Consider the following 24,203-nt stretch of genomic DNA (forward strand, 5'->3'; position numbering starts at 1 on the left):
GGCGATTCCAGGGCTGCTGCGCCGCGTTGCGTTTGCCGCCTCAGCGGCTACACAGAGCGGATTGCGCCCTGCGATCCGGTTTGGGCGCCTCGAAATCTGCGGAACGGCGGGCAGGGCGACGGGTATGGCGGACGGTATCGAGATCGGTTTCGGCCCCCTGGAGCAGAGCGGCCAGGGTCCGGGGGGAGCGGGCGATCTCGTGGTGTTCGTCGGCGACGACCTCGCCCTCGGATCGGCGGCGCGCGCGGCGCTCGGCAGCGCGGGCGCCGACCTCGTCGCCAAGGCCGCCGCCTCGGAGAAGTTCAAGGGCCGCTCGCTCAGCGCCATGAGCCTGCCGGCCCCCGCCGGCGTCAGCGCCGACCGGCTGGTGGTGGTCGGGCTCGGCTCCGAGAAGGACCGGGCCAAGACCGACTGGTCGGCGCTCGGCGGCTTCACCGCCGGCAAGGTCTCGGGCCGCACGGCCCGGGTGATGCTCGACTGGCCGGGCGCGACGGTCGGCGCCGCGCAGGCCGGCGAGTTCGCCCTGGGCGCGCGCCTGCGCAGCTACACGTTCGACCGCTACAAGACCAAGAAGAAGCCCGACGCCGAGGACAAGAGCCGCACCACGCTCACCTTGCTGCTCGCCGAGCACGGCACCGCATCGCGCGAAGGTGAGGCCGCCCGGACCCTGTCCGAGGGCGTGATCCTGGCCCGCGACCTCGTGAACGAGCCGCCGAACGTGCTCTTTCCGGAGGAATTCGCCCGGCGCGCCGCAGAGCTGTCGAAGCTCGGGGTCGAGATCGAGGTGCTGGAGCCGGCCAAGATGCGCGAGCTCGGCATGGGCGCGCTGCTCGCCGTGGCCCAGGGCTCGGTCCGCGAGCCGCGGGTCGTGATCATGCGCTGGAATGGCGGCCCGGCCGGCGAGGCGCCCGTCGCCTTTATCGGCAAGGGGGTGGTGTTCGATTCCGGTGGAGTCTCGATCAAGCCCGGCGGCGGCATGGAGGACATGAAGGGCGACATGGGCGGCGCGGCCGCCGTGGTCGGCGCGCTCCACGCGCTCGCATCCCGCAAGGCCCGCTGCAACGTCGTCGGCGCCATCGGCATCGTCGAGAACATGCCGGACGGCGGCTCCTACCGCCCCTCCGACATCATCACCTCCATGTCCGGCCAGACCATCGAGGTGATTAACACCGACGCGGAAGGCCGCCTCGTGCTGGCCGACGTGATCACGCATGTGGTCCGCAGCGCCAAGCCGAAGGCGATGGTCGATCTCGCGACCCTGACCGGGGCGATCATCGTGGCGCTTGGCCAGGACATCGCCGGGATGTTCTCCAACGACGACGCGCTCGCCGCCAACATCAACGCGGCCGGCGAGGCCACCGGCGAGAAGGTTTGGCGGATGCCGCTGATCCCCGCCTACGACAAGGCGATCGATTCCAAGTTCGCCGACATGAAGAACACCGGCGGCCGCCACGGCGGCGCCGCCACCGCGGCCTCGTTCATCAAGCGCTACGTCGAGGAGGTGCCGTGGGCCCATCTCGACATCGCGGGCGTGGCGATGTCGTCGAACGCCAGCGAGATCAACCGCAGCTGGGGCGCCGGCTGGGGCGTGCGCCTGCTCGACCGGCTGGTCCGGGACCATTACGAGGCGCGGTGAGACGGAGCGCGGGCGCGACGATACCGCGCCCGCGGGAGACGATATGGCGGGCTCGGTCTTAATTCGCGTCCGCCCCACCCACCCCCCTCATCCTGAGGTGGCGACGCAAAGCGGCGCCCTCGAAGGAGCCCTCCAGGGATCGCGAGAAGATTGGAGGGCTCCTTCAAGGCTCGCTTCGCTCACGCCTCAGGATGAGGGGGTGGGTTTGAGGAATTTTGATCAAGCTTCGTGGAGCGGGGGCGTCACGCGCAACCGAACGCAAGTAGCTGTGATAACTACAAAAAAGATCCTCGCCGCGATCCCGATCCTGGCCATGCTCGCCGCGCTGGCGCTGGTGGCCCTCACCGGCTTCAGCCAACGCTCGGCGGTGCCGGAGGCGTTCGAGCCCTGGATCTACGGCTATTTCATCACCCGCTATCCGCTCTTCGCCTTCGCGCTCGTCTACGGGATTGCGCATCTGGTCGCGGTCGCGGCCGGTCCCGGGCCGGCCTCCGTACCGCGAAGGATCCTGTTCGGCGCGGCCGGCGCGACAATCCTCGCGCTGGTCGGCCTCTACCCGACATTCGGCGGCCTGATCCTGCGTGGCGGCTTCGCCACCGGCGGGATGGCGTTCCTGACGCACCAGCCCCTGTGGCTGGCCTACGGGCTCGGCGCCGGCGTGGCTGCGGCGATCTTCGGCGGGATCCTCGGCCTGTTCGCCCTGCTCGCCAACCGGCCGCTGCGTCCGCGGCTCCGGCGAATCGGAGCCGGCGCGCTGGCCTTCCTGGCGCTGTGGTTCGGCGCCTGCGTGATCGGGCTCGCCGGCGATCTCGGCCTCGGTCCCTGGCCGCATCGGGCCTTCCGCCCCGCCGAGGCGGGCCTCGCGGCGCTGCTGCTGATTGTCGCCGCGCTGCCGCACGCCGCGCTCACGACATTGCGCCCGCTTCGTCGGCAGGCCTGAGGGGCCTGCCTTGCTAGTGGCCGCCCGTTCGCCCACAGTCGGGCGGTTCTGCGTAGGGACGGGACGCGGCCGTCGAGAGCCGTGCCCGCGGGAGACGACGCGATGCGCGAGGCCAGCTTGATCGAGCAGGGCACGGCGGCACGCCGGCATGAATCCGAGCCGGATCCCGCCTTCGCGAACCTGACGCCCCGGCCATGGCTCTCGTCTTACCCGCCCGGGGTCCCGGCGGAGATCGACGTCGAGAGCCTCGGCACCCTGGTCGACCTGTTCGAGACCAGCGTTGCGGACTTCGCCGACCGCCCGGCGATCCTGTGCTTCGGCTCGACCCTGACCTACGCCACCATGGGCAAGCAGGCCCGCGCCCTCGCGGCCTGGCTGCGCGCCCAGGGGCTGGCGAAGGGCGACCGCGTCGCGATCATGCTGCCGAACGTCCCGGCCTACGCGGTGGCCCTGTTCGGCGTGCTCTCGGCCGGCGGAACCGTGGTCAACGTCAACCCGCTCTACACGCCCCGGGAATTCGCCCAGCAGATCAACGATTCCGGGGCGCGGTTCCTGATCGTGCTGGAGAATTTCGGTGCCACCGTCGCGGGAGCGCTGGCGGATGTCACGCTCGAGCGCGTCCTGCTGGTCGGGCCGGGCGACGGGCTCGGGCTCAAGGGGCAGGTGATCAACCTCGCCAGCCGGCACGTGCGCAAGGCCGTGCCGCCGTTCCGGCTGCCCGACGGCCTCGCGCTGCCGTTCATGACCGCCCTGCGCCGGGGCAGCGGCATGCCGCACGCCTCGATGCCGGTCGATCCCGAGGATCTGGCCTTCCTGCAATATACCGGCGGGACCACGGGGGTCGCCAAGGCGGCGATGCTGACCCACCGCAACGTCATGGCCAATGTCGAGCAGTCGCAGCTGTTCTTCAATTCGAAGGATCCGAGCATCCTTCGCTGCGCCGTCACGGCCCTGCCGCTCTACCACATCTTCGCGCTGACGGCCTGCTTCTTCCAGTTCATGCGCAATGGCGGGTCCTGCCTGCTGATCCCCAACCCGCGCGACTGCGACGGCATGGTGAAGACCTTGAGCCGTCACCGCTTCACGCATCTGATGGGCGTGAACACCCTGTTCAACGTGCTGATCAACCACCCGAAGATCCACACGGTCGACTTCTCCCACCTCGACTTCGTGGTCGGCGGCGGGACGGCGGTGCAGCGGCCGGTTGCGGAGCGCTGGAAGGCGCTCACCGGCAACACGATCCTGGAGGGTTACGGCCTGTCGGAGACCTCCCCGGTGGTGAGCGCCAACCCGCCCGGGATCAAGGAATTCTCCGGGACGATCGGTTACCCGTTCCCGTCCACCGAGGTCTCGATCCGCGACGCCGCCGGCAAGCCGGTGCCGGCGGGCCAGCCCGGCGAGATCTGCGTGCGCGGCCCGCAGGTGATGCGCGGCTACTGGAACCGGCCGGAGGAGACCGCGCGGGCGATGACGGCGGACGGCTTCTTCCGCACCGGCGACGTCGCCGTGATGGAGCCCGACGGCCAGATCAAGATCGTCGACCGGATGAAGGACATGATCCTCGTCTCCGGGTTCAACGTCTACCCGAACGAGGTCGAGGAGGTGCTGGCCGCCCATCCCGGGGTGCTCGAATGCGCGGTCGTCGGCGCCCCGAGCGAGGAGACCGGCGAGATGGTCGTGGCCCACGTGGTCATGAAGGATCCGGAGGTCTCGACCGACGCCCTTCGGGCGCATGCCCGGACCCAGCTCACCGGCTACAAGGTGCCCCGCCGGGTGGTGCTGCACGACACGCTGCCCAAGACCAATGTCGGCAAGGTCCTGCGCCGAGTCCTGCGCGACGAGACGCCCCCCGGTTGAGGGCGCCCGCGGCGGATCGTCGTCGGCCGCGCACGTAACCGCCCGGTCCCGATCGCCGAAGGGTGAGGCTGCGGCGCTTGCGCCCCTGTCGGCCCGGGCCGATCTGTGGGCTGTTGCCGCGGGACAGGCGAGGAGATGGCGATGTTGATCCGGAGCAGGCGCGGGTGGGAGATCCCGGAGAGTCAGGCCACGTCCGAGGCCGTGTTCTTCAACCGCCGCGCGCTGATCGGTGCCGCCGCCGGTCTCGCCGCCGGCTCGGTGCTGGGCGGCCGGTCCGCCTTCGCGGCTGCGGGTGACGGGCCGCTCTATCCGGCGCCGCGCAATCCCGCCTACACGCTGGACCGGCCCGTGACGCCCGAGCGGTTTAGCGCGGACTACAACAACTTCTACGAGTTCGGCACGTCCAAGACGGTGCTGCCGGCTGCCAACGCGCTCAAGACCCAGCCCTGGACCCTGAAGATCGATGGCCTGGTGGAGAAGCCGTTCGAGATCGGCGTCGACGACCTGATCCGGAAGGTCGGCCTGGAGGAGCGGCTCTACCGCCACCGCTGCGTCGAGGCGTGGTCGATGTCGGTGCCGTGGACCGGCTTCCCCCTGTCGAAGCTCGTGGCGCTCGCCAAGCCGACATCGGGGGCGAAATACATCCGCTTCGAGACCTTCATGGACAAGGCGATGGCGCCGGGTCAGCGAGCGTTCTTCTATCCCTGGCCCTATACCGAGGGGCTGACCCTGGCCGAGGCCGGCAACGACCTCGCCTTCATGGTCACCGGAATCTACGGCAAGCCGCTGCCGAACCAGTTCGGCGCGCCGATCCGCGTCGCGGTGCCGTGGAAATACGGGTTCAAGTCGGCGAAATCGCTGGTGAAGGTCTCGTTCACCGCCGAGCGCCCCAAGACGTTCTGGGAGGGGCTGCAGGCCTCCGAATACGGGTTCTGGGCCAACGTGAACCCGGCGGTGCCGCATCCGCGCTGGAGCCAGGCTTCGGAGCGCGTGCTGGGCACCGACGAGCGGGTGCCCACTCTGATCTACAACGGCTACGGCGAGCAGGTCGCCGGGCTGTACAAGGGGCTGGAAGGCGAGCGCCTGTTCGTCTGAGCGCGAGCGCCGCCCGCCACCGTCGAGCCATGCCCGATCGGGCATGGCTCAGCTCCTTCGCGGCCACGCGACCGCTCACGCCGAACCGGTACGCCGCTCTGCGAAGCGCGCTCTATTGCGGGCAGGCATGCGCCCGCTCGAAGGCCTGCAGCTCCGCCACGGTGGCCTGTTCCTGACGCGAGAGCGGTATGCGGTCCGTCACGTCGTAGCGGCAATCCGTGTTGCCGAAGGTGCGGATCGCCCGTTGGCTGCGGAAGCAGTAGCCGGCCTGCTTGTAGATCAGGTTGCGCTGGTACCAGGCTTCCGCGCAATCGTCCGCCATCGCGCCGGAGGTCCCGGCGATGAGGGTCAGGACGAGAAGGGGTGCGCGCATCGATTCGTCTCCGTGGAAAGACCGGAGTCGAGCATCGGATGCTCAGTAGGTCCAGCGCTGTGCCTTCGAGACCAGGAAGTCGCGGAACGCCTGCACCCGGGCGACCGAGCGCATCTCTTCCGCATAGACCAGATAGCTCTCCAGGCTCGGCATCTCGGTGTCGCGCAGGACCTGGGTGAGCTGGTGGTCGCCGTCGACCGCGTAGTCCGGCAGGATACCGATGCCGGCGCCGGCCTCCATGGCCCGCTGGAGCGCGCCGATATTGTTCACCGTCAGGTGGACGCTGCGGCGGTCGCGGCCCTCGCGCCCGGCATCGGCCAACCAATGGGCCGCCAGCAGGTAGGAGGGCTCGTTGCCGCCGAATGAGACCAGGCGGTGGTCGTCGAGCTCCTCGATCGTCTTGGGCTCGCCGAAGCGCTTGACGTAATCGACGCTCGCGAAGGCGTGGTAATGCACGGTGAACAGCCGGCGCTGGATCAGGTCCGGCTGGGCCGGGCGGCGCATGCGGATCGCCACGTCGGCCTCGCGCATGGCGAGATCCAGCTCCTCATTGGTGAGGATCAGCTCGATCCGGACATCCGGGTAGAGGTCGAGGAACTCGCCGACCCGCTGGGACAGCCACGAGGTGCCGAGCCCCACCGTGGTGGTCACCTTGAGATCGCCGGTCGGCCGCTCGGAGGTCTCGACGAGGCGTGCCCGGGTGTTCTCCAGGCGCAGCTTCATGTCCCGGGCCGCCCGGAACAGCAGGTCGCCCTGCTCGGTCAGGATCAGGCCGCGGGCGTGGCGGTGGAACAGGGGCGCCTTCAGCTCGCGCTCCAGGGCGCTGATCTGGCGGCTCACCGCCGACTGGCTGAGGCCGATATCGTCGCCCGCCTTGGTGAAGCTGCCCGCCTCTGCGACGTTCAGGAAGATCCGGATCTTGTCCCAATCCAAGGCGAGAACCCCCACCACCGCGAATCCGCACCCGATCCGCGGCTCGGAAAGAGCCCTCTCGGCATCAGGCGAGCACCGGGCGATGCGTGGGCGGCCGACCCCAAGGGGACGCGGCCGGCGCCGCAGGGGCATGCAACGATTGCAGCCCTGCCCGGTCAGAACCCCTATGCGCCCGGCGCATGGTCGGACGCAAGCACTCAGATCGCGAAGTTGTTGACAGGACTTTCGTCCAACAGCGCGGTGCGGCCCGCGCTGCGTGGTCTCACTCGGCCGCGGCGGCCTGAACCGGGGTCTCGCCGATCTCCAGATTGGCGAGAAATTTCTCGGCTTCCAGCGCAGCCATGCAGCCCATGCCGGCCGCCGTGATCGCCTGCCGGTAGACGTCGTCGGTGACGTCGCCCGCCGCGAACACGCCCGGGATCTCGGTCTCGGTGGTGCCGGGCTTCACCGACAGGTAGCCACCGTGGCGCATGGGGAGCTGGCCCTCGAAGATCGCCGTCGCGGGCTGGTGGCCGATCGCCACGAACACGCCATCGGCCGGCACCTCGCTGATCTCCCCCGTGCGCGGGTCCTTGAGCCGGATGTGGGTGACCGTGGGGGCCGGCTTCTGGACGCCGCAGATCTCGGCGACCTCGCGGTGCCACAGCACCTCGACGTTGGGATGCTTAAACAGGCGCTCCTGCAAAATCCGCTCGGCCCGGAAGCTGTCCCGGCGGTGCACGACCGTGACCTTCTTGGCGATGTTGGCGAGGTAGAGCGCTTCCTCGACGGCTGTGTTGCCGCCGCCGACGACCACGACCTCCTTGCCGCGGAAGAAGAAGCCGTCGCAGGTCGCGCAGGCCGAGACGCCGCCGCCCTGAAACGCCGCCTCGGAGGGCAGGCCGAGCCACTTCGCCTGGGCGCCGGTGGCGATGATCAGCGCGTCGCAGGAATAGGTCTCGCCGGAATCCGCCTCGAGCCGGAACGGCCGCTGCTTCAGATCGACCGCAGTGATGTATTCGGAGACGATCTTGGTGCCGACATGCTCGGCCTGCAGCCGCATCTGCTCCATGAGCCAGGGGCCCTGGATCGCCTCGGCGAAGCCCGGATAATTCTCGACATCGGTGGTGATCATGAGCTGGCCGCCGGGCTGGAAGCCGGAGATCAGCAGTGGCTCGACCATCGCGCGGGCCGCGTAGATCGCCGCCGTGTAACCGGCCGGACCGGATCCGACGATCACGAGCTTGGCATGCGTGTGGGCCATCTCTCTCGTTCCCTTCAGGTCGGTCCGCTGGTCGAGGCCGCCGCACGGTGCGCGGCGTAAGCCTTGGCCAGCGCCTCGGCTATCACCGGGGTCGCGTCGATCGGCTTGTACGGCAGATCCACTAAGCGACCGGTGAACGGCCGCAGCGCGCCGGCGATCGCCAGGCCGGCGAACATCCGCCGATGCCGGATATAGGTGCGCGGCAGGTCGAACAGCAGGACCGGGGCGCCGGTCGCCACCGCCTCGCTCACCATGTTCGCCGAATCCGACGTGACCACGATCGCCTCGGCGAGCGCGAGCATGGCGACGTAGGGATTGTCGCCGGTGCCGTCCCACAGGAAGCCCCCGGTCTCGGCGGTCAGCGTCTTGACCGCGTCGCGCAGCGGGTTGGGCGTCCGGCGGGAGATCGTCACCATCAGCCGGCAGCCCTGGTCGATCAGGCTGCGCAGCTCGCCCACGAGGCGCTGCATGTCGGTCTTGCGGTAGCTCAGATGCCGGCTGTCGCCGCCGACCAGCACCGCCACCCGCGGACCGTCAAGGCTGGCGAGCCGCGGATCCGGATTGGCCCGGGCCGCGGCCAGACGGGCCGCGGTGACGAGATGCGGCGCGGTCAGGGTCGTGAAGACGTTGGGGCCGCGCAGGTCGTCGTAATCCGGCACCCAGATGAAGTCGGCGCTGTCCGCCCCGGTCCGGGGATCCTTGAGGAAGGCCGTGAAGGTCCGGCCCTCGGTCGCGCGGCGTAGCGCCCGGAGATAGGGCACCGCCCTGCGGCCCGAGGCGATCAGAAGGTCGGGATAGGGCCCCGACAGGGCGCCGTTGCGGCGACGCGGGCTCTCGCGCGGGTCGATCGGGCCCCAGGGGGCGACCCAGCCGAACGGGCCGGCGGCCGGGACCTGGCGGATCTCGAACGGGACGCCGAGGGTCTCGGCGATGCCGACGCACTGGTTCTCGTCGCCGGCCTTGCCGTCGGTGATGATCCAGGCCCGGGCCTGGGACAGTTCGGGCGCGGGCGCGCGCCGCGCGGACGGGGGGGCGAGGGGGGCGGGCGTCGCCTCCGGCGCGTCGATGCTTCTCATCGGGAACGCCTTACACCGCGGGCCGAGCTTGGGCTAATCCCGCGGCAGGTCGCGGGCGAGCCACTGGGCGTAGATGTCGGCGATGACCGACAGCCGCCGCCGCTCGAAATCCGGCTCGTACCAGGCGCCGCCGTAGCTCGACGGCGTCGCGGTCATCTGCGGATGGCGCCCGAGCACCTGCCCGTCGCGCGCCACGAGGAGCGCCTCGCCCTCCAGATAATCGGTCTCGAGATTGCCGCCGCGGCCGCGCCGCGCGCCGCCGCCGACATAGGGGCGCAACGACAGCGCCTTCACGACCACGACCAGCCGCGGCCCGCGCCCACCGATCCGTCCGGCAAAGGTCTTGCGCAGGGCGGCGGTCAGGTCAGCGGCGAGCGCGTCGGCCTGACCGCCCGCGCCCGCCTCCCGCAGCGGCCGCACATCGACGCGGATGTCGGAGAAGGCCGCGGTCGGCGGAAAATCGCCGGCCGCCACCGCGGAGGCCAGCCCGCAGAGCAGGAAGAGGCCGGCGAGCCAGCCGCGGGCGGACGCGATCATCGCGCTCAGCCGCCGTACTGGACGCCGACGACCTCGTAGGACTTGCCGCCGCCCGGCGTGGTGACCTCGACTGTGTCGCCGACGCCCTTGCCGATCAGGGCCCGGGCGATCGGCGACGTGATCGAGACGCGGCCCGCATGCACGTCGGCCTCGGGCTCGCCCACGATCTGGTAGGTCTTCTCCTCCTCCGTGTCCTCGTCCACGAGCTTCACGGTGGCGCCGAACTTGATCTTGTCGCCGGAGAGCTTCGACACGTCGATGATCTCGGCGCGCGCGATCATGCTCTCAAGCTCCATCACGCGCCCCTCGTTGTGGGACTGAGCCTCCTTGGCGGCGTGATACTCGGCGTTCTCGGAAAGGTCTCCGTGCGCGCGGGCCTCGGCGATCGCCGCGACGATGCGCTGGCGCTCCACCTGCTGGCGGTGCTTCAGCTCCTCCTCGAGAGCCGCGAATCCGCGTACCGTAATCGGAACCTTGTCTATCGTCATCGTCTCGCGCCACAATGAAGAGGCCCGGCCGAGAGTGTAGCACTCTCCCCGGGCCACGAAGTTAAGTCAGCGGGACCCTGAGGCTCAGGCCGCGAAGTATTCTTGCAAGGCGCGAACCTGGAGATCGCCTTCTAGATAGGCCTTGATCCCTTCGGCCGCGGCCATCGCGCCGGCTAGAGTGGTGTAATACGGCACCTTATGCAAGAGGGCCGCGCGCCGGAGCGAGCGCGAGTCGGACAGCGCGCCGGCGCCCTCCGTCGTATTCAGCACGAGCTGGATGTCGCCGTTCTTGATCGAGTCGACCACGTGCGGCCGGCCCTCGAGGACCTTGTTCACGCGCTCGGCCGGCACGCCGTTCTCGACCAGGAATTTCTGCGTCCCGCCGGTGGCCAGGATCGAGAAGCCGAGTTCGGAAAGGAGCTTCACGCTGGGCAGGATCCGGGCTTTGTCGGCATCCCGCACCGAGACGAACACCGTGCCGGAGCGCGGCACTTGCGTGCCCGAGCCGAGCTGGCTCTTGGCGAAGGCCACGCCGAAGCTGGCATCGAGCCCGATCACCTCGCCGGTGGAGCGCATCTCCGGTCCGAGCAGGACGTCGACGCCGGGGAAGCGGGCGAACGGGAACACCGCCTCCTTGACGGCGATATGGGCCAGCTCCTTGCGCTTGAGACCGAAGCTCGCGAGCTTCTCACCGGCCATGACCCGGGCGGCGATCTTGGCGATCGGCTCGCCGATCACCTTGGCGACGAACGGCACCGTGCGGGAGGCGCGCGGGTTCACCTCCAGCACGTAGATGTCGCCGTCCTTGATCGCGTACTGGACGTTCATCAGGCCGCCGACCTTGAGCGCCAGCGCCATCGCGGTGGTCTGGCGCTCCAGCTCCGCGATGGTCTCCGCCGAGAGCGAGCGCGGCGGCAGGGAGCAGGCGGAATCGCCGGAATGGATCCCGGCCTCCTCGATGTGCTCCATGATCCCGGCGATGAACACGTCCTGCCCGTCGCAGACCGCGTCCACGTCGATCTCGACCGCGTCCGACAGGTAGCGGTCGAACAGCAGCGGGTTCTTGCCGAGCACCGTGTTGATCTGCCCGGTCTTGTCGTTCGGGTAGCGGGCGACGACGTCGGACGGGATCAGGCTCGGCAGGGTGCCGAGCAGGTAGTCGGCGAACTGGCTCTCGTCGCGGATGATCGCCATGGCGCGGCCGCCCAGGACGTAGCTCGGGCGCACCACGAAGGGCAGGCCGAGCTCGGAAGCGATCAGCCGGCTCTGCTCCACCGAATAGGCGATGCCGTTCTTCGGCTGCTTCATCCCGAGCTTGTCGAGGAGCCGCTTGAACTGGTCGCGGTCCTCGGCGAGGTCGATGGCGTCCGGGGAGGTGCCGAGGATCGGCACGCCGGCCGCCTCCAAGGCCCGGGCGAGCTTGAGCGGGGTCTGGCCGCCGAACTGCACGATGACGCCGTGCAGGGTGCCGGCCTGCCGCTCGGTCTCGATGATCTCCAGCACGTCCTCGGCGGTCAGCGGCTCGAAATAGAGCCGGTCCGACGTGTCGTAGTCGGTGGAGACCGTCTCCGGGTTGCAGTTGACCATGATGGTCTCGTAGCCGGCATCCGACAGCGCGAAGCAGGCGTGGCAGCAGCAATAGTCGAACTCGATGCCCTGGCCGATCCGGTTCGGGCCGCCGCCCAGGATGATGACCTTCTTGGCGTCGGTCGGCTGCGCCTCGTCCACCACGGTGCCGGCGAAGGGGGCGACGTAGGTCGAGTACATGTAGGCGGTCGGCGCCTTGAACTCGGCCGCGCAGGTATCGATGCGCTTGAAGACCGGGCGGACACCCAGCGCCCGGCGCTTCGCCCGGACGTCCGATTCCTCCATCTTCGCCAGGACGGCGAGGCGGGAATCCGAGAAGCCCGCGGCCTTGAGCTGACGGAACGCCCCGGCGGTACCCGGCAAGCCGTGGGCCTTCACCCGGTTCTCCAGGTCGACGATCGCCTGGATCTGCTCCAGGAACCACGGATCGACCTTGCAGGAGGCATGGACCTCCTCGTGGCTGACGCCGAGCCGCAGGGCCTGGGCGATCTTGAGCAGCCGGTCCGGCGTCGGCACGCCGAGCGCCGCCTTGATGGCGTTGTGGTCGTCGCCGCGCCCCAGCCCCTCGATCTCGATCTCGTCGAGGCCGGTGAGCCCGGTCTCCAACGAGCGCAGGGCCTTCTGCAGCGACTCCGCGAAGCAGCGGCCGATCGCCATCGCCTCGCCTACCGACTTCATCGCGGTGGTCAGGGTCGGCTCGGCGCCGGGGAACTTCTCGAAGGCGAAGCGCGGGATCTTGGTGACGACGTAGTCGATCGTCGGCTCGAACGAGGCCGGGGTCGCGCCGCCGGTGATGTCGTTGGCGATCTCGTCGAGCGTGTAGCCCACCGCCAGCTTGGCCGCGACCTTGGCGATCGGGAAGCCGGTGGCCTTCGAGGCCAGCGCCGAGGAGCGCGAGACGCGCGGGTTCATCTCGATCACGATCATCCGCCCGTTCTCGGGGTTGATCGCGAACTGCACGTTCGAGCCGCCGGTCTCGACGCCGATCTCGCGCAGCACCGCCAGGGATGCGTCGCGCATCACCTGGTATTCCTTGTCGGTGAGCGTCAGGGCCGGGGCGACGGTGATCGAGTCGCCGGTATGCACGCCCATCGGGTCGATGTTCTCGATGGAGCAGACGATGATGCAATTGTCCGCCTTATCGCGGACGACCTCCATCTCGTATTCCTTCCAGCCGAGCACGCTCTCCTCGATCAGGACCTCGTTGGTCGGGGAGGCGTCGATCCCGCGCTCGACGATGTCGAGGAATTCCTCGCGGTTGTAGGCGATGCCGCCGCCGGTGCCGCCCATGGTGAAGGACGGGCGGATGATCGCCGGCAGGCCGACCTCAGCGAGCGCGATCAGGGCCTGGCCGAGGGCGTGCTCGCCGTAGCGCTTGCGCCGCTCGGATTCCCCGGACTGCCACTTGCGCTCGAAGGCGGCGACCGCCGCGGCGCGCGCCTGCGGCTCGGGATTGGCGGACTCGATCTTGGCGATCTCGGCCAAAAACTTCTCCCGGTCGGCCTTCTTGGCCGCGGAAGCGTTGGCGAGCGCCGATTTCGGGGTGTCGAGCCCGATCTTGGTCATGGCGTCCCGGAACAGGCTCCGGTCCTCGGCCTTGTCGATGGCCTCGGCGGTGGCGCCGATCATCTGCACGCCGTACTTGGCCAGCACGCCCATCTTCTGCAGCGACAGGGCGCAGTTCAGCGCCGTCTGGCCGCCCATGGTCGGCAGGATCGCGTCCGGGCGCTCCTTCTCGATGATCTTGGCGACGATCTCCGGGGTGATCGGCTCGACATAGGTCGCGTCCGCCATGTCCGGATCGGTCATGATCGTCGCCGGGTTCGAGTTCACCAGGACGATCCGGTAGCCCTCCTCGCGGAGCGCCTTGCAGGCCTGGGTCCCGGAATAGTCGAACTCGCAGGCCTGCCCGATGATGATCGGTCCCGCACCGACGATGAGGATCGAGGAGATGTCGGTGCGCTTGGGCATTGGCGGCCTTTTCAGGCCAAGCGCGCCCGGTCGGGCACGGCTCGGATCGGCCCTGCTCCCGGACGCGCGTGGCGGGATTGTCGTTGAACGCCGCGTTTACACGGGCGATCCGCGCATTGGAAGGCCGTGCCCGATCGGCGGTTGCGCGGGGGATCACGGAGGCGCCGGCGCGCCGCGGCCCAGATTCAAAGAGTTCTGAAGTATTCGGACGGGCGCCCGCGGCATTGTCGAGTCCGGACCGGGGCCATAAAGCTCGTCCGATCGACGGGTCCGTCGATTATAACGATACCAATTCGAGATAGACGATGATCAGGGAAACGTTCAGCGCGGCGATGCTTCTGCTCGGCGCGACGGCAGGCGCCTACGCGACCGAAGTCTCCATCAAGACGCTCAACAGCGGCCCGGGCGGCATGATGGTCTTCGATCCGGCTTTCGTGAAGATCCAGCCCGGGGATACGGTCCGGTTCGTCCCGGCCGACAAGGGCCACAACGCCGAGCTCATCAAGGGGATGGCACCCGAGGGCGCGCCGTCCTTCAAGACCGTGGTCGGCAAGGAGGAGACCGTGACCTTCGACAAGCCCGGCCTCTACGGCTTCAAGTGCTCGCCCCACTACATCATGGGAATGGTCGGCCTGATCGAGGTCGGCGACAAGCCGGACAACCTCGAGGCCGCCAAGGCGGTCCAGCACGGCAAGCTGGCCGCCAAGCGCTTCGAGCCACTGTTCGAGAAGGTGCAGTAGGGATCCGGCGGGGGCGGACCGCCGCCCTCGCTCAGAACCCGGCGTGCAGCGCGGCGAGCGCCCGGTCGATGGAGAGATAGAAGATCCCGAAGGCGACCACGGCTGCGGCAGCGAATTCCAGCGCGACGTTCGACAGCGTCTGCGCCCGGCGCAGCATCTCCCGGCCGAAATACAGGGAGACCCAGGCGAAGGCGAGGACGGCCGGCATCGCGAACAGGTAGGAGACCGTGCTCTCGACCCGGTCGAGGCCGGCGGCCGGATCGATCAGGGCGCGGATGTTGCGCACCCAGGGGGCGTAGAGCGCGGCGTAGAGCGCGGTCGCCCAGGCGAGGCAGGCCGCGACACCGAGATGGAACGTGAAGGTACGGTGCAGGCGGGAGAAGTCGTCGCGTGCCTCGTCGATGGTCATCCGGCAATCCCCTCGGACGGAACCGCCATGCGCGGTCCGTCGATGGGACGGTTAAGCCGCCGGAATTCGCGGATTTTGTGACCCCGGCGCGGCCTGAATGGGACCGCGCCGACAGTCCCTCGCCGCTCAGGCGTTCGCGGCCTTCTCGGGCTCACCGGAGCGCATCAGCGTGACGAAGCGCTCGAACAGGTAGTGGCTGTCGCGCGGGCCCGGCGAGGCTTCCGGGTGGTGCTGCACCGAGAAGGCGGGCCGGTCGGTGAGCGTCAGGCCGCAATTCGAGCCGTCGAACAGCGAGACATGGGTCTCGACCGCGCTGGCGGGCAGGCTGGCGGGATCCACCGCGAAGCCGTGATTCATCGACACGATCTCGACCTTGCCGGTGGTCTTGTCCTTCACCGGGTGGTTCGCGCCGTGATGGCCCTGGCCCATCTTCACGGTCCGGCCGCCGAGCGCGAGGCCCATGAGCTGGTGCCCGAGGCAGATGCCGAAGGTCGGCACCTTCTCGTCGAGCAGCTTGCGTATCACCGGCACGGCGTAAGTGCCGGTCGCCGCCGGATCACCCGGGCCGTTGGAGAGGAACACGCCGTCGGGCTTCAGCGCCAGGATCTCCTCGGCGCTGGTGGTGGCCGGCACCACGGTGACGTCGCAGCCGGCCTGGGCGAGCAGCCGCAGGATGTTGCGCTTCACACCGTAATCGATCGCCACGACCTTCAGGCCCTCGCCGGGCGCGCGCTTGCCGTAGCCGTCGCCGAGCGCCCAGACCGTCTCCGACCATTCCGTGGTCGCGCGGCTGGTCACCGGCGGCACGAGGTCGAGCCCCTCCATGGGGGCCAGGGCGGCGGCCCGGGCCTTCAGGGCCTCGCGGTCGAACCGGCCCTCGGGATCGTTGGCGATCACGGCGTTGGGCATGCCGTTGTCGCGGATGCGCGCGGTGAGCGCCCGCGTGTCGATCCCGGTGATGCCGACGATGCCGCGGGCATCGAGCCAGCCGTCGAGATGCGACGAGGAGCGCCAGCTCGAAGGCTTGGTCACCGCCGAGGCGATGACGGTGCCGCGCACGCCGGAGGCCGGGGCCGCCTCGAGGCTCTCCAGATCCTCGTCGTTGGTGCCGACATTGCCGATATGCGGGAAGGTGAAGGTGACGATCTGCCCGGCATAGGACGGGTCGGTCAGGATCTCCTGGTAGCCGGTCATCGCCGTGTTGAAGCAGACCTCGCCGTCGGCGACGCCCGTCCGGCCGATGCCGAAGCCTTCGAGGATGGTCCCGTCCGCCAGAACCAGCAGGGCCGTCGCCACGGGCTCGGCCCAAGGCTCGGGGGCGGAGGGGCCGGAGGCCTGCGCGGCGGCGTCTTGCAGCATCGGGTCGGTCTCGCTTATGTGCGGCCGAAGGCAGGCACCGCGTTGCGGCGCGCTCGGCTGGCGGCATGATCGTGTGCGGCGCTCTTAGCGAGCGGCCCGCGATGGGGTCAATGTGGCCCTGTGGCCGAAGCCGCTCAACACCCGCAAACTGCAGGCCAGCCCCCCGTTTCTCCCGTCGGAAGGTTTATCGAGATGCTGCGCGCCCGCCTCACCACCGAGATGAAGGAGGCCATGAAGGCCGGCGACAAGGACAAGCTCGCCACCGTGCGGATGATCCAGGCCGCCCTGAAGGACAAGGATATCGAGGCCCGCGGCCTCGGCAAGGAGCCGGCCTCCGACGAGGAGATCCTGTCGCTCCTCCAGAAGATGATAAAGCAGCGGACCGAATCCGCCTCGGTCTACGAGCAGGGCGGACGCCCGGAACTCGCCGCCAACGAGCGCGCCGAGATCGCGATCATCGAGGCGTTCCTGCCCAAGCAGATGGACGAGGCCGAGATGAAGGCGGCGGTCGATGCCGCGATCCTCGAGACCGGCGCCGCCGGCCAGAAGGACATGGGCAAGGTCATCGCCGCCCTGAAGGGCACCTTCGCGGGCCGGATGGATTTCGGCAAGGCGAGCGGGCTGGTGAAGGCCGCGCTGGCGGCCAAGGGCTGAGGCTCGGACCTCCGGCTCTCCCCGCAATCCCCCGCCCGATCGCGCCATCGATCGACCGGGCGGGACTCGGGCACCCCCGTCGCGCTATATCCAGCGGTCAAGCAATCGACCCGCAGGCCCCGTGCGCTATCCACCCCACATCCTGGAAGAGATCCGCGCCCGGCTGCCGGCCTCCTCCGTGGTCGGGCGGCGGGTGCAGCTCAAGAAGGCCGGCCGGGAATGGCGCGGCCTGTCGCCGTTCAACGCCGAGAAGACGCCGTCCTTCTACGTGAACGACCAGAAGCAGTTCTATCACTGCTTCTCCTCGTCCAAGCACGGCGACATCTTCACCTTCCTGATGGAGACCGAGGGGCTGAGCTTCCCCGAGGCGGTCGAGCGGCTGGCGAGCGAGGCCGGTGTCAGCCTGCCGGCGCCCACGGAGGACAACCGCGCCACCGAGCAGAAGCGCGCCGGTGCCATCGAGGTCATGGAGATGGCCGCCCGGTGGTTCGAGGAGCGGCTGCGCTCGGGGCAGGGCAGCGAGGCCCGCACCTATCTCGAACGCCGGGGGCTCAAGGACGAGACGCAGCGGGCCTTCCGGCTCGGCTACGCGCCGAACGAGCGCTACGCCCTGCGCGATCATCTGGCCGGGCAGGGGGTCGACAAGGCGCTGATGGTCGAGCTCGGCCTGCTCGCCGGCGGCGAGGATGTCTCGGTCCCGTACGATTATTTCCGCGACCGGGTGATGTTCCCGATCACCGACACGCGCGGCCGGGTCGTCGCCTTCGGGGGGCGGGCGCTCTCCAAGGAGGTCCGCGCCAAGTACCTGAACTCCCCCGAGACGCCGCTCTTCCACAAGGGCCGCACGCTCTACAACCTGCACGGCGCCCGCAAGGCGGCGCACGAGCGCGGCTCGATCATCGCGGTCGAGGGCTATGTCGACGTCATCGCCATGACGCTGGCCGGCCATCCCGAGACCGTGGCGCCGCTCGGCACCGCCCTCACCGAGGAGCAGCTCGCCCTGCTCTGGCGCCACGCCGACGAGCCGATCCTGTGCTTCGACGGCGACAAGGCCGGCCAGCGGGCGGCCTTCCGGGCCCTCGACATCGCGCTGCCGGCCCTCGAACCCGGCCGGTCCCTGCGGATCGCCCTGCTGCCCGGCGGCCAGGACCCCGACGACCTCCTGCGCTCGGGCGGACCGGGCGCGATCGACCAGGTGCTGCAGGCGGCGCTGCCCCTGTCGGAACTGCTCTGGCGCCGGGCGCTCGAATCCGGCCCGGTCGACACGCCGGAGCGGCGGGCGGGGCTCACCCAGACGCTGCGCGCCACCGTCGCCACGATCCGCGACGAGACGGTGAAGCGCTATTATCGCGACGACATCGAGGAGCGGCTGCGCAGCCTGTCGCCCCGCGGCGCGCGTGCGGCCGGGCCCGGGCCGGGTCCGAAGGGGCAGGGCCGTCGCTTCACCCGGCCGGGCGAGCCGGTCTCGCCACGCATCACCGGCAGCCCCAGCGCCTCGATGACCGCTTCGGCGGGCTTCTCCGGGGCCGCGCCGGTGCGCGAGGCGGTGATCGCCGGCACGCTGCTGGTCCACCCCGAAATGCTGGCCGAGTTCGGCGACGAGGTCGCGGAACTCGACTTTGAGGATCCCGACGCCCGGGCGCTCCTGTCGGTCCTGGTCGCATGTGCCGCAGAGGACGGACAAACGAACGCCGACCTGTTGCAAAGCCGCATCACACGGGCCGGTCTCGGAGAGGCGGCGGAGCGGATTCTCGCGCTCGCCCGCTCGCGCGACCGCATTACGCTGTCTCCGCACGCCGATCCGCAGCAGCGCGGGGACGCTCTCAGACAGGCGATGATCTTGCACCGGCAGGCAGGAGCGCTACATAGCGAACTTCGCGAAGCACGGCAGGCGTTTGAGGACGATCCGACCGATGCCGGGTGGGCATGGCTCTGCGAAGTCAAGGCGAGGCTGGAGACCGTCATCGCCGCCGAGGCTGAAGCCGACAAGCCGGTGTCGAACGACTCGACCGCCGCATGACGGCTGTGCGATGGCGGTGGCGACGGGCAGAGCCGCGCCATAGTTAACATTCGGTCAAGCCTCGGGCTTGCATACGGAACCCGACGACCCAAGGCGTCCGGAGCAATCCGGAGCCACTCGCAAGTATCGCGGCGCCGACGGCGTGGAGCGGCCTTCTTCAGGCCTCCGCAGCGCGCCGCATCCGAAACAATAGGCTGATCATGGCGACGAAGGCAACGGAACGGGACGAGACGGACGCTGCCCCCGAGCAGCAGACCGACGGGCCGCTCCTCGACCTGACGGATGCTTCGGTCAAGCGGATGGTCAAGCTCGCCAAGAAGCGCGGCTACGTGACCTACGAAGAGGTCAACGAGGTCCTGCCCGAGGGCCAATCCGACCCCGACCAGCTCGAGGACGTGCTGTCGCAGCTGTCCGAGATGGGCATCAACGTGGTCGAGGCGGAGGAGACCGACGAGGCGGCGGCCGGCGAGAAGACCGCCAACGGCGCCGACGGCGAAGAGGAAGAGGCCGAGGGCGGCGAGGTGGCCGAGGTCGCGCCGACGCGCGCCGTCGCGGTCACCACGACCACCAAGGAGCCGACCGACCGGACCGACGATCCGGTGCGGATGTACCTGCGCGAGATGGGCTCGGTGGAGCTCCTGTCCCGCGAGGGCGAGATCGCGATCGCCAAGCGCATCGAGGCCGGCCGCGAGGCGATGATCGCGGGCCTGTGCGAGAGCCCGCTGACCTTCCAGGCGATCATCATCTGGCGGGACGAGCTCGTGGAGGGCAAGGTCCTCCTGCGCGACATCATCGATCTCGAGGCGACCTATGCCGGCCCGGACGGCAAGAACGCCCCGCAGATCGCCGAGGGCGAAGGCGAGGAAGGTGCCGAGGACGGCGAGCCGCCGGCGCCCCCGGAGGGCGGCGACGACGAGGACGACCTCGAGAACAACGTCTCGCTCGCGGCAATGGAAGCCGAGATCAAGCCGCGGGTCCTGGAGACCTTCGACGCGATCGCCGCGAACTACCGCAAGCTGCGCAAGTTCCAGACCGAGGGCGCCGAGCGCAAGGCGGCCGGCGAGAAGAACAGCCCGGCCCAGGACCAGAAGCAGATCGAGCTGAAGGACAGCGTCGTCGCCGACGTGAAGTCGCTGTCGCTCAACAACAACCGCATCGAGGCGCTGGTCGGCCAGCTCTACTCGATCAACAAGCAGCTGATCGGCCACGAGGGCCGGCTGATGCGCTACGCCGAGAGCCACGGCGTGGCCCGCGACGAGTTCCTGCGCCACTACCAGGGCTACGAGCTCGATCCGAATTGGATGGAGCGCGTCGGCACGCTGGGCGGCAAGGGCTGGAAGAACCTGGTCGAGCGCGGCTCGAAGCAGGTGTCGGAGCTGCGCGCCCAGATCCTCGACCTCGCCTCGGAGACCGGCCTGGAGATCGGCGAGTACCGCCGCATCGTCAACATGGTCCAGAAGGGCGAGCGCGAGGCCCGGCAGGCCAAGAAGGAGATGATCGAGGCGAACCTGCGCCTCGTGATCTCGATCGCCAAGAAGTACACGAACCGCGGCCTGCAGTTCCTGGACCTGATCCAGGAGGGCAACATCGGCCTGATGAAGGCGGTCGACAAGTTCGAGTACCGGCGCGGCTACAAGTTCTCGACCTACGCCACCTGGTGGATCCGGCAGGCGATCACCCGCTCGATCGCCGACCAGGCCCGCACGATCCGCATCCCGGTGCACATGATCGAGACGATCAACAAGATCGTCCGGACCTCGCGCCAGATGCTGCACGAGATCGGCCGCGAGCCGACCCCGGAGGAATTGGCCGAGAAGCTGGCCATGCCGCTGGAGAAGGTCCGCAAGGTTTTGAAGATCGCCAAGGAGCCGATCTCCCTCGAGACGCCCATCGGCGACGAGGAGGACAGCCACCTCGGCGACTTCATCGAGGACAAGAACGTCGTCCTGCCGATCGATGCGGCGATCCAATCGAACCTGCGCGAGACCACGACCCGCGTCCTGGCGTCGTTGACCCCGCGCGAGGAACGCGTGCTGCGCATGCGCTTCGGCATCGGGATGAACACCGACCACACCCTCGAGGAGGTCGGCCAGCAATTCTCGGTGACCCGCGAGCGCATCCGGCAGATCGAGGCCAAGGCCCTGCGCAAGCTGAAGCACCCGTCGCGCAGCCGGAAGCTCCGGAGCTTCCTGGACAACTGAGCCCCCGTCGCGGCCCCCGCGGCGCCTCTCCCTACGACCGCGCAGCCACGGGGTTGCGCGGCATCCACAGTGGCGCCATGCTCGAACGCCGCCCGCCAACGCCCGGATTGCCGACGGCCTTCGCGGACGGGTCCGAGGCCGACGACGTGCCCTTCGGCGCGCTCCAGCCCTCCGTGGGCATACGCGACTGGCTGCTGGGCGAGGGCGCCCGGCTGCAGAAGGCCGAAGACATGCTCTCCGGCCTCGCCGAGCGGCTGATCGCCATCGGCGTGCCGGTGGACCGGGCCTCCACGGCGATCGATACCTTGCACTCGGAATATGCCGGGGTCGGGCGCGTCTGGACCCGGGACGGCGGCACCAGCGTGCGCCTGTTCCCGCACGGCGGCCGCTCGCAGGAGGCCTATCTCAACAGCCCGTTCCACACGGTCCACGAGACCGGCGAATGGCTGATCCTCGACGTCGCCGAGACGCCGGACGACGCCTTCGCGATCATCCCGGACCTGAAGACTGGCGGCTACACCCATTACGTCGTCGCGCCGCTCTTCTTCACCAACGGCACCAAGAACGGGATCACCTTCGCCACCAAGGCGCCGGAAGGGTTCGGCGACGACGACATCGCGATCATGCGCTTCGTCATGCCGGCGCTCGCAGCCGTGGTGGAGATGCGCGTCCTCAACAAGCAGCTCGATCATGTCTTGCGGCTCTATGTCGGCGACGAGCCGCACCGCGCGATCCTGGCGGGCGATATCCGCCGCGGGCAGGTGACGCGGATCCGCTCGGCGATCCTGTTCGCCGACATGCGCGACTACACCCGCACCTCCGCCGACATGACCCCCGAGGAGGCGGTGGGGCTGCTCAACGTGTTCTTCGACTGCCTCGTGCCGCCGATCGAGCGTGAGGGCGGCGAGGTCCTGAAATATCTGGGCGATGGCCTGCTGGCGATCTTCCGGGAATCCGGCGACGATCTCGGGGGCGCCGCCAAGGGCGCGCTCACCGCGGCCCAGAACGCTTTGGCCGCCCTCGACGAGGCCAACGCCCTCCACCAATTCTCGGTGCCGGTGGCGGCGGGAATCGCGCTGCACCACGGCGAGGCCGCTTACGGCAATGTCGGCTCCGGCTCGCGTCTCGACTTCACGGTGATCGGCCGGGACGTGAATCTCGCGAGCCGGCTCGCCCAGCTCAACCGCCTCCTGGGCGAGCCGCTTCTGATGTCGAAACCGTTCGTGGATTTCCTCTGGGGCGATCCGGTGCCGCTCGGCGAGCATGTGCTGGACGGCTTCCGCGAGCCCATGGCGGTGTTCCGGCCGAAATTCCTGCGGCCGCGCGCGCCGAGCTGAGCGGCGCGTCGTCTCCGCTCTTCCCTCCGTGCTATGACGGCCGCCGGCCGTTTGTTCGCCCCCGCTCGCGCCACCGGCGGGCGCCGGGGTTGACCGGCGCGCCCCGCGCGACCAGATCTATGCCTGTTCCAGGGAGATCCCCGGCAAGGGGCTGAGAAACCGCTGGCACGTCCACCCGGACCTGCGGCGCGGAAATCCTTTGAACCTGATCCGGCTCATACCGGCGTAGGGATTGGACCGCGGCCGCCCGACAGGCAGGCCACAGCTTCGCACCGAAGCAGACGGCCCGATCTTCGCGACGGAAATCCGCGGAGATGACTTTGGCCTATGACCGCCCCGTTTCACCGATCGGACGCCGCCGTAGCCCGGCCGGCCTGGCCGCGCAGGATTCCCTGCCCGCGCGGGCCGATGTCGTCATCGTCGGCGGTGGGCTGATCGGTCTGTCGATCGCGTGGCGTCTCGCCCGGGCGGGCCGCGCGGTGGTCGTGGTCGAGCGTGACACGATCGGGGCCGGCGCGAGCCTGGCCGCCACCGGCATGCTCGCCCCGGCCGCCGAGCACGAGCCCGGCTCGGATCCGCTCCTGCCGCTCGCCCTCGAATCGCTGCGGCTCTGGCCGGCTTTCCGCGACGCGCTGGAGGCGGAGACCGGACTACCGATCGACTATCGGCCGGACGGGACCGTCGTGGTCGCCATCGGCCGCGACGAGGTCGAGCGCCTGCGCTTCCGCTACGACCTGCAGCGCCGGTCCGGGCTCGACGCCCAGTGGCTGCCGGGCACAGAGGTACGCCGCCTGGAGCCGGGCCTGCGCCCCTCCGTCACGGCCGGCGTCCATTGCCCGATGGATCACCAGGTCGATCCGCGTCTCGTCATGGCGGCGCTGGCCGAGGCCTGCCGGCGCGCCGGCGTGATCCTGGTGGAACGCACAGCCGTCACCGGGCTCGACTGGTCCGGCGGGGCGGTCACCGGTCTCCGCGCGGGCGATCAGGGCGTGGCGGCCGGCACGGTCGTCCTCGCTTCGGGCGCCTGGAGCGGGGAGGGCGGCCTGCTGCCCGAGAGCCTCGCCCTGCCGGTGCGCCCGCTTAAGGGCCAGTCTCTGGCCCTGCGCACCAATGCCCGCACCGGCACGCTCAGTCGGATGATCTGGACCGAGCAGGTCCACATGGCGCCGAAGAGCGACGGCCAGCTCATCGTCGGCGCAACCGTGGAGGATTGCGGCTTCCGTCCGGGCGTCACCGCCGGCGGCCTCTACGCGCTGCTCGAGGGCGCCCGCCGGGTCCTGCCGGGCATCGAAGAGATGGAGGTCGAGGCCGTGTGGAGCGGCTACCGTCCGACCTCGGACGACGATGCGCCGATCATCGACACCCTCGCGCCGGGCCTGGTCGCCGCCACCGGCCATCACCGCAACGGCTACCTGCTCGCTCCGGTCACCGCCGATGCGGTGGCCGAACTCGTCACGCGGGGTGCGCTGCCGGACATCGCCAGACCGTTCACCCGGGCGCGCTTCGACCAACCCGAACCCCGGAGGGCCTCGGCATGAAGCTTCTGGTGAACGGAGAACCGCGGGATCTCGCGGTCGAGACCGTCGCGGCCCTGTTCCGGGCCGAGGCGGAGGAGATCGGCATCGAGAGCCCGCAGGGCGTCGCCATAGCGCTGAACGGGCGCGTGCTGCGCCGCCGGGACTGGGACGAGACGCCGGTCACCGAGGGCGACCGCGTCGAGATCGTCCGCGCCATGCAAGGAGGTTGA

20 protein-coding genes and 1 riboswitch are annotated in these 24,203 nt (G+C 69.5%); of the genes, 11 read left to right on the forward strand and 9 right to left on the reverse strand.

The window, feature by feature from the left end:
• The first annotated feature begins 124 nt into the window (after positions 1–124).
• From LGR69_RS02855 to msrP, 4 genes are all read left to right on the forward strand, one after another.
• Complete coding sequence (locus LGR69_RS02855) at positions 125–1,636, forward strand: leucyl aminopeptidase (protein WP_230365107.1); 1,512 nt, start codon at positions 125–127, stop codon at positions 1,634–1,636.
• Between the two features lie 268 nt (positions 1,637–1,904).
• A complete protein-coding gene (locus LGR69_RS02860; protein ID WP_230365108.1) occupies positions 1,905–2,576 on the forward strand; it encodes a hypothetical protein in 672 nt (223 codons plus the stop codon).
• Positions 2,577–2,678: 102 nt separating this feature from the next.
• Positions 2,679–4,433 carry an AMP-binding protein gene (locus tag LGR69_RS02865; RefSeq protein WP_230365109.1) on the forward strand — a complete coding sequence of 585 codons (1,755 nt, stop codon included), beginning with the start codon at positions 2,679–2,681 and terminating at the stop codon, positions 4,431–4,433.
• Positions 4,434–4,574: 141 nt separating this feature from the next.
• On the forward strand, positions 4,575–5,528 hold the full coding sequence (gene msrP / locus LGR69_RS02870; protein WP_230365110.1) for a protein-methionine-sulfoxide reductase catalytic subunit MsrP: 954 nt from the start codon (positions 4,575–4,577) through the stop codon (positions 5,526–5,528).
• Positions 5,529–5,640: 112 nt separating this feature from the next.
• Here msrP and LGR69_RS02875 read toward each other — a convergent pair whose 3' ends face one another.
• The 7 genes from LGR69_RS02875 to carB all read right to left on the reverse strand — a co-directional run bounded on the left by LGR69_RS02875 (position 5,641) and on the right by carB (position 13,736).
• Entirely contained in the window at positions 5,641–5,901 is a 261-nt protein-coding gene (locus LGR69_RS02875) for a YARHG domain-containing protein (protein ID WP_230365111.1), read from the reverse strand.
• Between the two features lie 42 nt (positions 5,902–5,943).
• Positions 5,944–6,834 carry a LysR family transcriptional regulator gene (locus LGR69_RS02880; RefSeq protein WP_039904094.1) on the reverse strand — a complete coding sequence of 297 codons (891 nt, stop codon included), beginning with the start codon at positions 6,832–6,834 and terminating at the stop codon, positions 5,944–5,946.
• Between the two features lie 262 nt (positions 6,835–7,096).
• Entirely contained in the window at positions 7,097–8,077 is a 981-nt protein-coding gene (gene trxB, locus LGR69_RS02885) for a thioredoxin-disulfide reductase (protein WP_230365112.1), read from the reverse strand.
• Between the two features lie 14 nt (positions 8,078–8,091).
• The gene (locus LGR69_RS02890) at positions 8,092–9,153 is read right to left on the reverse strand and encodes a mitochondrial fission ELM1 family protein (RefSeq protein ID WP_007567782.1); all 1,062 of its coding nucleotides are present in this window, start codon (positions 9,151–9,153) and stop codon (positions 8,092–8,094) included.
• Positions 9,154–9,186: 33 nt separating this feature from the next.
• On the reverse strand, positions 9,187–9,690 hold the full coding sequence (locus LGR69_RS02895) for a hypothetical protein (RefSeq protein ID WP_007567781.1): 504 nt from the start codon (positions 9,688–9,690) through the stop codon (positions 9,187–9,189).
• A gap of 5 nt (positions 9,691–9,695) precedes the next feature.
• On the reverse strand, positions 9,696–10,172 hold the full coding sequence (greA, locus tag LGR69_RS02900; RefSeq protein ID WP_193375366.1) for a transcription elongation factor GreA: 477 nt from the start codon (positions 10,170–10,172) through the stop codon (positions 9,696–9,698).
• Positions 10,173–10,262: 90 nt separating this feature from the next.
• Entirely contained in the window at positions 10,263–13,736 is a 3,474-nt protein-coding gene (gene carB / locus LGR69_RS02905) for a carbamoyl-phosphate synthase large subunit (RefSeq protein ID WP_230365113.1), read from the reverse strand.
• A gap of 305 nt (positions 13,737–14,041) precedes the next feature.
• Here carB and LGR69_RS02910 point away from each other — a divergent pair, with 305 nt between their 5' ends.
• Positions 14,042–14,476 carry a pseudoazurin gene (locus LGR69_RS02910; protein WP_122160585.1) on the forward strand — a complete coding sequence of 145 codons (435 nt, stop codon included), beginning with the start codon at positions 14,042–14,044 and terminating at the stop codon, positions 14,474–14,476.
• 31 nt (positions 14,477–14,507) lie between these two features.
• Here the strand turns inward: LGR69_RS02910 and LGR69_RS02915 are convergent, their stop codons facing one another.
• Together LGR69_RS02915 and carA are read right to left on the reverse strand one after the other, a co-directional pair.
• Positions 14,508–14,885, reverse strand: a complete 378-nt coding sequence (locus LGR69_RS02915) for a hypothetical protein (RefSeq protein ID WP_230365114.1) — start codon at positions 14,883–14,885, stop codon at positions 14,508–14,510.
• Positions 14,886–15,011: 126 nt separating this feature from the next.
• On the reverse strand, positions 15,012–16,244 hold the full coding sequence (carA, locus tag LGR69_RS02920) for a glutamine-hydrolyzing carbamoyl-phosphate synthase small subunit (protein ID WP_230365115.1): 1,233 nt from the start codon (positions 16,242–16,244) through the stop codon (positions 15,012–15,014).
• A gap of 192 nt (positions 16,245–16,436) precedes the next feature.
• On the opposite strand from carA, the gene LGR69_RS02925 reads away from it, so the two are divergent.
• From LGR69_RS02925 to thiS, 6 genes are all read left to right on the forward strand, one after another.
• Complete coding sequence (locus LGR69_RS02925; RefSeq protein WP_007567769.1) at positions 16,437–16,898, forward strand: GatB/YqeY domain-containing protein; 462 nt, start codon at positions 16,437–16,439, stop codon at positions 16,896–16,898.
• Between the two features lie 121 nt (positions 16,899–17,019).
• On the forward strand, positions 17,020–18,918 hold the full coding sequence (gene dnaG, locus LGR69_RS02930; protein ID WP_230365116.1) for a DNA primase: 1,899 nt from the start codon (positions 17,020–17,022) through the stop codon (positions 18,916–18,918).
• Positions 18,919–19,118: 200 nt separating this feature from the next.
• Positions 19,119–21,119, forward strand: a complete 2,001-nt coding sequence (rpoD, locus tag LGR69_RS02935) for an RNA polymerase sigma factor RpoD (RefSeq protein WP_007567764.1) — start codon at positions 19,119–19,121, stop codon at positions 21,117–21,119.
• Between the two features lie 77 nt (positions 21,120–21,196).
• Complete coding sequence (locus LGR69_RS02940; RefSeq protein WP_230365117.1) at positions 21,197–22,456, forward strand: adenylate/guanylate cyclase domain-containing protein; 1,260 nt, start codon at positions 21,197–21,199, stop codon at positions 22,454–22,456.
• Between the two features lie 121 nt (positions 22,457–22,577).
• Positions 22,578–22,706: riboswitch (TPP riboswitch) on the forward strand.
• A 64-nt stretch (positions 22,707–22,770) separates the two neighbouring features.
• The gene (gene thiO, locus LGR69_RS02945) at positions 22,771–23,994 is read left to right on the forward strand and encodes a glycine oxidase ThiO (RefSeq protein ID WP_230365118.1); all 1,224 of its coding nucleotides are present in this window, start codon (positions 22,771–22,773) and stop codon (positions 23,992–23,994) included.
• Entirely contained in the window at positions 23,991–24,203 is a 213-nt protein-coding gene (gene thiS / locus LGR69_RS02950; RefSeq protein ID WP_007567757.1) for a sulfur carrier protein ThiS, read from the forward strand. The genes thiO and thiS overlap by 4 nt, the downstream gene beginning before the upstream one ends.

Source organism: Methylobacterium brachiatum (assembly GCF_020523825.1).
Lineage (GTDB): Bacteria > Pseudomonadota > Alphaproteobacteria > Rhizobiales > Beijerinckiaceae > Methylobacterium > Methylobacterium brachiatum.